Annotated in this window: 11 protein-coding genes and 1 pseudogene; 7 read left to right on the top strand and 5 right to left on the bottom strand. The window is 73.3% G+C overall.

Going from position 1 to position 10,442, the window contains the following annotated elements:
• Positions 1-85 precede the first annotated feature (85 nt).
• The 4 genes from RKE29_RS07610 to rpmB form a co-directional block, all read right to left on the bottom strand.
• Complete coding sequence (locus RKE29_RS07610; protein ID WP_312004293.1) at positions 86-910, bottom strand: glycosyltransferase family 2 protein; 825 nt, start codon at positions 908-910, stop codon at positions 86-88.
• Between the two features lie 1,044 nt (positions 911-1,954).
• Positions 1,955-2,968, bottom strand: a complete 1,014-nt coding sequence (locus tag RKE29_RS07605) for a rod shape-determining protein (protein ID WP_312004292.1) — start codon at positions 2,966-2,968, stop codon at positions 1,955-1,957.
• 458 nt (positions 2,969-3,426) lie between these two features.
• On the bottom strand, positions 3,427-3,732 hold the full coding sequence (gene rpsN, locus RKE29_RS07600) for a 30S ribosomal protein S14 (protein ID WP_312004291.1): 306 nt from the start codon (positions 3,730-3,732) through the stop codon (positions 3,427-3,429).
• Positions 3,732-3,968 carry a 50S ribosomal protein L28 gene (gene rpmB, locus RKE29_RS07595; protein WP_312004290.1) on the bottom strand — a complete coding sequence of 79 codons (237 nt, stop codon included), beginning with the start codon at positions 3,966-3,968 and terminating at the stop codon, positions 3,732-3,734. Before rpmB ends, rpsN begins: the two co-directional genes overlap by 1 nt.
• Positions 3,969-4,047: 79 nt before the next feature.
• Between rpmB and rpmG the strand changes: the two genes are divergently transcribed.
• The 5 genes from rpmG to RKE29_RS07570 all read left to right on the top strand — a co-directional run bounded on the left by rpmG (position 4,048) and on the right by RKE29_RS07570 (position 6,801).
• Complete coding sequence (gene rpmG, locus RKE29_RS07590) at positions 4,048-4,212, top strand: 50S ribosomal protein L33 (protein WP_312004289.1); 165 nt, start codon at positions 4,048-4,050, stop codon at positions 4,210-4,212.
• A 94-nt stretch (positions 4,213-4,306) separates the two neighbouring features.
• Positions 4,307-4,573, top strand: coding sequence for a type B 50S ribosomal protein L31 (locus RKE29_RS07585; protein ID WP_312004288.1), 267 nt, complete (start codon positions 4,307-4,309; stop codon positions 4,571-4,573).
• The gene (locus RKE29_RS07580) at positions 4,570-5,961 is read left to right on the top strand and encodes a GTP-binding protein (protein WP_312004287.1); all 1,392 of its coding nucleotides are present in this window, start codon (positions 4,570-4,572) and stop codon (positions 5,959-5,961) included. Before RKE29_RS07585 ends, RKE29_RS07580 begins: the two co-directional genes overlap by 4 nt.
• Before the next feature lie 178 nt (positions 5,962-6,139).
• On the top strand, positions 6,140-6,376 hold the full coding sequence (rpsR, locus tag RKE29_RS07575) for a 30S ribosomal protein S18 (RefSeq protein ID WP_312004286.1): 237 nt from the start codon (positions 6,140-6,142) through the stop codon (positions 6,374-6,376).
• A 182-nt stretch (positions 6,377-6,558) separates the two neighbouring features.
• Entirely contained in the window at positions 6,559-6,801 is a 243-nt protein-coding gene (locus RKE29_RS07570; protein ID WP_312004285.1) for a DUF397 domain-containing protein, read from the top strand.
• A gap of 102 nt (positions 6,802-6,903) precedes the next feature.
• Here RKE29_RS07570 and RKE29_RS07565 read toward each other — a convergent pair.
• Positions 6,904-7,122, bottom strand: a pseudogene (locus tag RKE29_RS07565) (ATP-binding protein); the annotation flags it as partial.
• 796 nt (positions 7,123-7,918) lie between these two features.
• On the opposite strand from RKE29_RS07565, the gene RKE29_RS07560 reads away from it, so the two are divergent.
• A complete protein-coding gene (locus RKE29_RS07560; RefSeq protein WP_312004284.1) occupies positions 7,919-8,773 on the top strand; it encodes a helix-turn-helix transcriptional regulator in 855 nt (284 codons plus the stop codon).
• A gap of 127 nt (positions 8,774-8,900) precedes the next feature.
• Complete coding sequence (locus RKE29_RS07555; RefSeq protein ID WP_312004283.1) at positions 8,901-10,358, top strand: aldehyde dehydrogenase family protein; 1,458 nt, start codon at positions 8,901-8,903, stop codon at positions 10,356-10,358.
• The last annotated feature ends 84 nt before the right edge of the window (positions 10,359-10,442 follow it).

Raw genomic sequence — 10,442 nt, 5'->3', positions numbered from 1 at the left:
GCGCTCCCGGCGTCCGCACGCCGGGCCTCCCGCGCCGCGTGCGCCGCCTGCGCGGCCCGGGCCGTGCGGTCGTCGAGCCGTCGGCTCATGCGGTTCCGAGCTCCTCGGGCTGTCGCGTGGCGTGGCCGCGCGCGGCGTCGGCGCGCGCTCCGTCGAGCGCCGCGGTCCCGCCGGGGGTGGCGGCCTCGGCGGCCGCGGGCCGGGCGGGCAGCGTCCGGGACGGGAGGCCTCTTCGGAATCTGTGGTCGAACAGCTGGCGCAGATTGTCCAGGCCGTCGCGCATGGCGTTCAGTTTCACGTCCCCCCCGCGCTTGCGGTACTCGATCGGCACCTCCAGGCAACGGTAGCCCGCCAGCGTCGCCGCGTTCTTGATCTCCTGGGAGAACGCCATGCCGTGGGAGCGGACGTCGATGCCGTGCCACACGTACCGGCGGAAGACCCACATGCCCGACTGCGAGTCGCGCAGGCCGTTGCGGAACAGCGCGCGGCTGACGGCGCTGAGCGCCCGGTTGGCGAGGTCGTGGGACGGCTTCATGGCCTCGCTGTTGCCGCGGCCGAGGCGGTTGGTCGTCATGAACTCCACGTCCTGGTCCACCAGGGTGCGCAGCAGCCCCGGCAGCGCGTCGAACGGGTACGTGCGGTCGGCGTCGCCGGTGGCGACCACGTCTCCCTTGGCCGCGGCGAAACCGGCGTGGTAGGCGTTGCCGTAGCCCCGGTTCGGCTGGTAGACGACGCGGGCGCCGAGGGAGCGGGCGAGGTCGCCGGTTCCGTCGGTGGACGCGTTGTCGACCACGATGACCTCCGTCTCCCAGCCCGCCGCGGCGAGTTCGGAGACGGGTATGGACGCCATGACCGGAGACATGTTCTCCGCCTCGTTGAGCGCGGGTATGACGACCGACAGCACATTCATGTGAGCCCCCCTGTATGTGGTAAGTGGCGTGGCGAAGACCGGCTTCGCGCAGGGCGCGGAAGCCGTGGAGCGGCGCTCGTGCGGGCGCGGTGATTAACCCCTGCGGGTTTCGGGCAGGACAACGCTGACCCGCCGTGCGAAACCTCTGGAAAGCAGGGGTGAGAGGAAGTGCGTCAAGGTTGGACATGCGGTGGCGAGGCTGCCGCGCGCACGTCTCAGACGCGGTCGTCCGGGCCCGCGGCGGCGCCGCTCCTACCCGTACGACCTGCGCGTACGCTCAGCGCCCCGGCCCCCTGCCGCGCCGCCGACCTGGTTCCCGCGGACGGCGGGCAGCGGACTGACCCGCTGTCACCTGGCTCGCTGTCGCCGCCTTTCGTGTGCCACGCAGGCGCGTAAGACCACGGTGGCCGAGCAGTTCATGAACCCCCCCGGGAACGTTCTCAGGACATCGGTGGCACGCTGCAGGGGACGTGACGGAGCCTCGCCTGCGGCGGTCGGGCACTAAGCGACCACTGGTGCGTCACGGAGGCCCGGGCGCCAACATTAGGCAAGTCTCGCGGTAAAGGGTAGATCGTGTGACCAATCCGTGATTGCCCCTTTCGGTGACGCTTCCACGCGGATTCAACCCTCCGTAACGCAGCGGTCCGTGTGGACGGCCGTCGGTGGGAGGGCGGCGCGCTGCCCTCGATCGTGGGGTCGACCGGACCGGTCGGCGGCCATCGGCGCAGGTGGTTACCGGCGTACGCAGGCAGCTTCGCGCGTGGCGCGCTCCGGCGCGTTGACGGCTGCGCCCTGTGCGCCCCGCGTGCCGGGTGGCTGCGTGTGGTCACGTTCGCTCTGGTGCGTTAACGAACTGTTTACGTCGGAAGTGGCACCAGAAGGGCGCGCGGCGCGTCCACAGACCTTCACCATTCCTCCACTGTCCGACCGTTGTTCACCTGCGGCCTGGTCGGCGGCCGGACCGTATCGGCGGACCGGGCGGCCGGGGCACCCCCGGCCTCGGCCCCCGCGCACCCGGCGCCCGCGCACACGCGCGGGCGCCGCTCACACCGACAGCGGATCCCGCAACAGCGGCCGCACCTGCCCGTCCACCATCGCGCCGAGGCCCCGCACCGCGCTCAGGTCCGGGCGCTGGGCGACCCGTACCGGCATGCCGGTCGCCCGGCACAGCATCATGTCCAGGCCCGGCAGCGTGGCGCTGCCGCCCGCCAGCACCAGGCCCTGATCCCCGAGGTCGGCCACCAGGTCGGGCGGGCAACGGCGCAGCACGGCGCCGATCGTGTCGAGCACGCACCGCAGCGGCGGTTCGAGGGCGGCCCACACGCCCGCCGCGTCCACGCGCACCGACCGCACCCGGCCCGTCGCCGCGTCGCGGCCGTGCACGGCCGCGCCACCGCTGCGCAGGATCAGGTAGAGGGGCCGGACGGCGCGGTCCGGCAGGGAGAGCCGGTACTGGTCGCGCAGGTGCTGGGTGAACGCGCGGTCCAGGGCCTCCCCGCCCACCGGCACCCGGTCGGCGGCCACCACCGAGCCGAGCGAGAGCACCGCCACCTGGGTGACGGCCGTGCCGCACAGGACGATCATCGCGGCCTCGGCCCGGTCGACCGGGAGGCCGCAGCCGATGGACGCGGCGATGAGGTTGTCGACCAGCTCCACCCGCCGCATGCCCAGCCCCTCCAGCGTCTCCACGGCGGCGCGGCAGGCGAGCGGTTCGGCGTCGTGCGGGACGCACACGGCGGCGCTCAGCAGCGGCCTGCGGCGCCACGCCCGGCGCACCTTGCCGCCGACGAGCAGCCGCAGCATGCGCTGGGCGATGGCGATGTCCACGACGGTGCCCGCGGCCACCGGCCGCACCACCCGGACGTGGTCCGGCGTGCGGCCGGTCATCCCCTCGGCGAGCGTGCCCACCGCGATGAGCCCGCCGGAGCGGAGGTTCACGGCGGCGACCGTCGGTTCGTCGACGATCAGCCCGGTGTCCCGGAGGTGGACGCGGGTCCTGGCGGCGCCGAGGTCGAAGGCGACCGAGCAGCGCCGAAGCCGCTCCAGGTTGGTGGTCATGGCAGGTCACTCCTATGGGGGCGGCGTGGTGGGGCCGCCCGCCCGACGGCCCTTTGTGCTCCTTTCCGATCATCATGTGGGCCCGTCCGCGGACCCGCCCGCCGGGCTGAGCCGGACGGACGAGTCGGGCCGACTCTCACATGACGGCGCGTCGGTTGACGAGGCATCGGCTGACGTGGCATCGACAGTGGGCGCGCGTCGGCACGGTGGGGGCGGGGCTCCCGCCGGAGCCGTCCGGGAGGCGGCGCCCCGGGGCCGTCCCCGGCCGTCCCGCGCGGGCCGGGGACGGCTGGGGACGGGACGGGCCCGGCGGGCGCCGGAGGCCCGGCACGGCCCGGCAGCCCGCTCCGGCCAGGCCCGGCGGTCCGGCCAGGCCCGGCGGTCCGGCCCAGCGGTCCGGCCCGGCCCGGACGGCGGGCCCGCCCGGCGGGCCGCCCGGGTGAGCCCGCCCGTCGGCCCTACCAACTCGACTTGCGCACCCCCGGCAGGTAGCCCGCGTGCGCCTGCGTCCGCAGGTTGACGCGGGACAGGCCGAAGGCCCGGAAGTACCCGCGCGGACGGCCGTCCACGCTGTCGCGGTTGCGCACGCGCGTGGGGTTGGCGTCGCGCGGCTGGCGGCTGAGCGCGCGCCGCGCCTCCTCGCGCTCCTCCGGCGACGCGGCCGGGTCGCGGATGACGGCCTTCAGCGCGGCCCGGCGCTCGGCGTAGCGGGCGACCAGGGCCCGCCGCGCCTCGTTCTTCGCGACCTTGCTCTTCTTCGCCATCAGACCCGTCCTCCCCGGGCGCGGATGCGGGCCACCGCGGCCTCGACGCCGATGGCGTCGACCGTCTTGATGCCCTTGGCGCTCAGCGTGAGCCGCACGTACCGGCCCTCGCTGGGCAGCCAGTAGCGCTTGCGCTGGATGTTCGGGTCGAAGCGGCGGGAGGTGCGCCGGTGGGAGTGGGAGATGGAGTTGCCGAAGCCGGGCTTGCGGCCGGTCAGCTGGCAGTGGGCGGACATCGGGTCAGGCCCTCCTGGGTGCGGGGGCCGGCGTCGGCCCCTGAATGAAAATGGAAACCATTTCTGTATAGTAGCGGCCATGGCCCGCGACGAACTCCGCCCGGTGATCAAGCTCCGCTCCACGGCGGGCACCGGCTACACCTACGTCACCCGTAAGAACCGCAGGAACCACCCGGACCGCCTCGAACTGCGCAAGTACGACCCGGTCGTACGCCGCCACGTCCCCTTCCGGGAAGAGCGCTGACGGACCCCGGACCCGGCCCCTGCCCGGCGGCCCGCACCCGCCCGCCCACGACTTCCCAGGACCGCCCAGGACCGCCCCGAAGGAGAGCCCCCCGATGAAGCCCGGCATCCACCCGCCGTACGGCCCCGTCGTCTTTCGCGACCGCGCCGCCGACTTCGCCTTCCTCACCCGGTCGACCGCCACCAGTGACAAGACGATCGAGTGGGAGGACGGCAACACCTACCCCGTCATCGACGTCGAGATCTCCTCGGCGAGCCACCCCTTCTACACCGGGACCACCCGCGTCGTGGACACGGCGGGCCGCGTCGAGCGGTTCGCGCGCCGCTACGGCGCGTACGGCAAGGGCGGGGCCGGGCGGTGACCGGCACCCTGCCGACGCCGCTGCCCGTGGTCCTGGTGGCCGGGCTGCACGCCGACGCCCGGGAGGCCACCGTCGCGCGGCTGCTGGACGCCGTGCCCGGCAGCGTCGCGCTCCACCACGACCTGTCGGACGCGGTCGCGGACGGCTCGGTGCGCCGGACCGTACGGGACCGCACCGGCGTCCTGGACGAGGGCCGGGCGCCGCTGGTGAACGACTGCGCGTGCTGCGCGCTGCGCGAGGACCTGGTGCCCGAGCTGCGGCGGCTCGCCGCGGGCGGTACGTGCCGGATGGCCGTGGTGGAGCTGTGGGACTCCGTCGAGCCGCAGGCGATGGCCGAGGTGGTGGCCGCCCACGCGGGAGACGACCTGCGGATCGGCGGCGTCGTCACGGCCGTCGACCCCGCGCTGGTGCTGCCCTACCTGGCCTGCGGCGACGACCTGGCCGAGGCCGGGCTCGCGGCGGCGGCGGGCGACCAGCGCACGGTCGCGGACGCCTGGGCGCGGCAGGTGGAGTACGCGCCGGTGCTCGCGCTCGTACCAGGCGCGCCCGGCGCGAGCGCGCCCCCGGAAGCGCGCGCGCACCCGGAAGACCCCGGCGCGCACCCGGAACAGCCGTGCGCCCACCCGGACGGGCGGACTCCGAGGCCGGCAGGGCCCCGGGCCGCCGCGGGCCCGGACGGGCTCCCGCACCCGGACGCCGATCCGCCGACCGAAGCCCCCGGCAACGACCTCGCGGCCGAAGCCCCCGGCCTCGGCCTCCTCGACGCCCAGGGCCCCGCCGACCCCGCGGACTTCGAGCTGCTGGCCCAGCTCCACCCCACCGCCCGCCGCCTGCCCGTCGGCTCGCCGGAGCTGGTGGCGGCGGCGCTGGCCGGGTTCGACGTGGAGGCGGCGGCGGCCCGCCAGCACCCCGCGTGCGCGCTGCTGCCGCAGGAGGCGGACGCGGAGGGCGTCACCACGGTGGTGTGGCACCGCGTACGGCCCTTCCACCCCGGGCGGCTGTACGCGGCCCTGGAGGACCTGACCTGCGCGGCGGCGCGCAGCCGCGGCCGCTTCTGGCTGGCGGACCGGCCGGACACGCTGCTGTCCTGGGAGGCGGCGGGCGGCGCGCTGTGCGTGGAGAGCGCCGGGCCGTGGCTGGCGGCCCTGCCGGACGCCGCCTGGGAGCTGGTGCCGCCGACGCGGCGGGTGGCGGCGGCGCTGGACTGGCACCCGGAGCACGGCGACCGCGCCCAGCACCTCACCTTCACCTCGCCGGGCCTGGACAGCGAGGGGCTGCTGGCGCTGCTGGAGTCGTGTCTGCTGACGGACGCGGAGTACGCCGCGGGCCCGGACGCCTGGCGCGCCCTGCCGCACGCTTTCGACGGACTTCTCGACCCCGTCTCCTGATCCGGCGTCTCCTGAGCCGGGTGTCTCCTGCGCCGGTGCCTTCAAGCCGGTGCCTTCCGAGCTGGTGCCTTCGATCCGGTGTCTTCCGAGCCCTTCCCGGCCCGGTCCCGGCCGGGCGGAACCCGTCGCCATTACCGAATGGCGAAAGAATGACGAAAGACTGAAAGAGGGATATGTCATGCCACGACACGGCGCGGTCCGCAAGAGCCCCAAGTCCCGCCCCAACCCGCTGGAGGCGGCAGGCGTCACGTATATCGACTACAAGAACACGGACCTGCTGCGGAAGTTCATTTCCGACCGTGGCAAGATCCGTAGTCGGCGCGTCACCCGGGTCACCGTCCAGCAGCAGCGGCAGCTCGCCCGGGCCATCAAGAACGCCCGGGAGATGGCCCTGTTGCCGTATTCCTCGCGGTGATCGACTGGACACGGCCCGTGTGCGTGCGGCCGCCATTGCGGTGCCAATGCATTGGCCAATGCATTGGCCAATGCATTGGCCAATGCATTGGCCAATGCATTGGCATATGAACGGGGTTATGATCCGGTGCAGTTGCCACCCTGCCGCCCCCGGCAGGCCCTGTACTCACACCGGAGAGCCCCGTGCGCGACCACCCGTACAACGGCATCGCGGCCGCAGCCCTTCAGGGGATCGTCTGGGAGAAGAGCAGACACAGCAATTCCCAGGCCGCCTGCGTCGAATTCGCCAAGCTGCCGTGCGGTGGGGTCGCCGTACGCAACTCCCGCTACCCCGACGGCCCGGCGCTGATCTACACCACGGCCGAGGTGCAGGCCATGCTGCTCGGCGCCAAGGACGGTGAATTCGATCACTTGGTGCGCGACTGACGGCGGGTCCGACCCGGCCGCGGGACCGGTCCGAATCGACGGGTCAGTCGGGGTTCGCCGGGGTTCGCCGGGCTCGGCGGGTGGCCCGGACGCGGCCGGAAATCAGCCACGCGGCAGCCGGAAGACCGCCCACACCACCTTGCCGCTCCCGGCCCCGGCCAGCGGGTGCCAGCCCCACCCGTCGCTGAACGAGGCCACCAGGTGCAGCCCCCGCCCCGACTCCGCGCACGACGACGCGTCGTTGACCACCGGCCCCCGCTCGCTGGGGTCCCGCACGGCGCACACCACGCGCGAGGACCAGCGGATCAGGTCCAGCCGCACCAGCGGCTCGGCGTCGGGGCCGGAGGGCGGCGCGGGGAGGGCCCGCCGTCCGGAGGCGCGGTCGCGGTAGCCCGTACAGCCCGCCGTGGCCTGGCCCGTACGGCCCGGCGCGTACGCCCCCGAAGCCTCCAGCGCGCCCGCTCCCGAAGCCTCCGGCGCACTCGTCGACGCCGCCGCACTCGTCGACGGCCCCGCGCCCAGCGGAGCAGCCGCGCCCGTCGGCGACGCCGCGCCCGCGGCCGGAGCCGCCCCCGCCACCGCGTGCCGCAGCGCGTTGGTGACCAGCTCGGAGACGACGAGCGACGCGTCGTCCAGCAGGTCGGGCAGCTGCCACCCGCGCAGCGTCGCGCAGATGAACCGGCGGGCGCCGCGCACCGCTTCGAGCCGGGCGGGCAGGGGGCAGGACACGGATCCGGAGACGCCGGACGGGCCGATCGGCGGGAGCCCTCGCCACCCTGGCTCCAGCATGGTCGGCACTTCCATCCCCATGCGAGCACTCCTGCGTCCGCGGCCCTGACGGCCGACCAGATCTCGTACGAGCTTGCACGTGCGCGCTCCCATGGTTCCTAAGCCGTTCGGTGGATGCAAGGGCAAATGCACGTGCACGGCGGAAATTTGGCCCATTCTGTCCGTGTTGGGTGTTGATTTCTTCCGCGTACTCTGTCGTATGTTCACGTTTGAGTAACGGGATGCGTACGGGCCGAAGGCGATGGTGGCAGACTGCGACGCCGGGGGTGGCGGCGCCGCCCCCGGCGCCCTTGAATCGGGGAGCGTTCCGTACGGGAGGTCACGGGCAATGACCGCAGGCGAGTCGAGCGGGTCGGTGGTGCGCCGCATACTCCTGGGCTCCCAGCTCAGAAGGCTGCGGGAGGCCCGCGGGATCACGCGCGAGGCGGCGGGCTATTCGATCCGCGCCTCGGAGTCGAAGATAAGCCGAATGGAGTTGGGCCGTGTCAGCTTCAAGGCCCGCGACATCGAGGACCTTCTGACGCTCTACGGCGTCACGGACCCGGCCGAGCGCGCGGCCCTCCTCGGACTCGTACGCGAGGCCAACGTCGCGGGCTGGTGGCACAGTTACGGTGACGTGCTGCCCGGCTGGTTCCAGACCTACGTGGGCCTGGAGAGCGCCGCCTCGCACATCGCCAACTACGAGGTCCAGTTCGTGCACGGCCTGCTCCAGACCGAGGCGTACGCGCACGCCGTCATGGCGTGCGGCCAGCCGCAGGCCGACGCCGAGGAGGTCGAGCGGCGCGTGTCGCTGCGCATGGAGCGGCAGAAGCTGCTCGTGTCCGAGCGGGCGCCGGAGTTCCACGCGGTCGTCGACGAGGCCGCCCTGCGCCGCCCGTACGGCGGGCCGGGGGCCATGAGCGGTCAGCTCAGACATCTCCTGTCGCTCTCCGAGCAGCCGAACGTCACGCTTCAGGTGATGCCCTTCGCCTTCGGCGGGCACGCCGCCGAGAGCGGCGCGTTCACCATTCTCCGCTTCCCCGAGGACGAGGTCCCCGACATCGTCTATCTGGAGCAGTTCACCGGCGCCCTCTACCTCGACAAGCGGGAGGAGGTCCGCGCCTACGACCGCATGCTGGCCCGGCTGGCTGCCCAGGCCCTCTCCCCGGCGGACACCCGGGACTTTCTGCTCGACATGCTGTAACAGCCACCCGGGAACGCGCCCGCGTCACTAGGATGACGAATCATCAGGTGCAACCCACACATGCGGCTGGCGCAGGGGCCCGGGCAGGCACGCGGCGCCACGAGCGCCTTTCGCGGACAGGGATGGCATGTCGTATTTCTCCGAACTCGCCTATCAGTACATCGACGGCGAGTGGCGCACCGGCAGCGGCTCCTGGGACATCGTCGACTTCAACCCCTACAACGGCGAAAAGCTGGCCTCCATCACGGTGGCCACCGCCGCCGAGGTGGACCTCGCCTACCGGGCCGCCGAGCGCGCCCAGCACGCGTGGGGCGCCACCAACCCGTACACCCGCAGGCTCGTCTTCGAGCGGGCCGTCCGCGTCATCGAGGACCGCGAGCGGGAGCTGACCGAGGCCATCATCGCCGAGTGCGGCGGTACGCACGTGAAGGCGGCCTTCGAGCTGGGCCTGGCCAAGGAGTTCCTGCGCGAGGCGGTCAGCCTCGCGCTGCACCCCGAGGGCCGCATCTTGCCGTCCCCGATCGACGGCAAGGAGAACCGCCTGTACCGGGTGCCCGTCGGCGTCGTCGGCGTCATCAGCCCGTTCAACTTCCCCTTCCTGCTGTCCCTGAAGTCGGTCGCCCCGGCGCTCGCGCTCGGCAACGCCGTCGTCCTCAAGCCGCACCAGAACACGCCGGTGTGCGGCGGCGGCCTCGTCGCCGACGTGCTCGCCGCCGCCGGACTGCCGCCGGGCCTGCTCAACGTCCTGGTCACCGACATCGCCGAGATCGGCGACGCGCTCATCGAGCACCCGGTGCCCAGGGTCATCTCCTTCACCGGCTCCGACCGGGTCGGCCGCCACGTCGCCACCGTCGCCGCCGCCCACTTCAAGCGCACCGTGCTGGAGATGGGCGGCAACAGCGCGCTGGTCGTCCTGGACGACGCCGACGTGGACTACGCCGTGGACGCCGCCGTCTTCAGCCGCTTCGTCCACCAGGGCCAGGTCTGCATGTCCGCCAACCGGCTGCTGGTGGACCGCTCGCTGGAGCGCGCCTTCACCGAGCGCTTCGTGGACCGCGTGCGGACCCTGAAGGTCGGCGACCCCCGCGACCCGGCCACCCACATCGGCCCGCTGATCAACGAGACCCAGGCCGAGGCCGTCACCGCCCTGGTCGAGCGGGCCCTCGCCGAAGGCGCCACCGCCCTGGTGCGCGGCACCGCCGACGGCACGCTGGTCGGCCCCACCGTCCTCACCGGCATCGCGCCCGACTCGCCCGTGCTGGCGCAGGAGGTCTTCGGCCCGGTGGCCCTGCTGATCCCCTTCGACGGCGACGAGGAAGCCCTCAAGATCGCCAACAGTACGGGGTACGGGCTGAGCGGCGCCGTGCACACCGGCGACATCGAGCGCGGCGTGCGGTTCGCGCGCCGCGTGGACACCGGCATGATCCACGTGAACGACAGCACGGTCCACGACGAGCCCATCGTGCCCTTCGGCGGCGAGAAGAACTCGGGCCTGGGACGGCTGAACGGCGACGCGGCGGTGGAGGACTTCACCACCACCAAGTGGGTGTCGATCCAGCACGGCCGCAGCACGTTTCCGTTCTGACGCCTTCTGCTCTCCCGCGCTCCCAAACATCTCGTTACGGACACCAGTCGGCCCCGGCCCCTCGTACGGCGCGGAACCTGATGG

This window comes from Streptomyces sp. B1866 (assembly GCF_031932565.1).
Lineage (GTDB): Bacteria > Actinomycetota > Actinomycetes > Streptomycetales > Streptomycetaceae > Streptomyces.
This window is presented reverse-complemented; position numbering and strand designations above follow the sequence as displayed.

Coding starts and splice junctions, on each gene's coding strand:
- rpmB (WP_312004290.1), bottom strand. CDS start 3,968: ATGTCCGCCCACTGCCAGCTGACCGGCCGCAAGCCCGGCTTCGGCAAC.
- rpsN (WP_312004291.1), bottom strand. CDS start 3,732: ATGGCGAAGAAGAGCAAGGTCGCGAAGAACGAGGCGCGGCGGGCCCTG.
- RKE29_RS07610 (WP_312004293.1), bottom strand. CDS start 910: ATGAATGTGCTGTCGGTCGTCATACCCGCGCTCAACGAGGCGGAGAAC.
- RKE29_RS07605 (WP_312004292.1), bottom strand. CDS start 2,968: ATGACCACCAACCTGGAGCGGCTTCGGCGCTGCTCGGTCGCCTTCGAC.
- RKE29_RS07585 (WP_312004288.1), top strand. CDS start 4,307: ATGAAGCCCGGCATCCACCCGCCGTACGGCCCCGTCGTCTTTCGCGAC.
- rpsR (WP_312004286.1), top strand. CDS start 6,140: ATGCCACGACACGGCGCGGTCCGCAAGAGCCCCAAGTCCCGCCCCAAC.
- RKE29_RS07560 (WP_312004284.1), top strand. CDS start 7,919: ATGACCGCAGGCGAGTCGAGCGGGTCGGTGGTGCGCCGCATACTCCTG.
- RKE29_RS07555 (WP_312004283.1), top strand. CDS start 8,901: ATGTCGTATTTCTCCGAACTCGCCTATCAGTACATCGACGGCGAGTGG.
- rpmG (WP_312004289.1), top strand. CDS start 4,048: ATGGCCCGCGACGAACTCCGCCCGGTGATCAAGCTCCGCTCCACGGCG.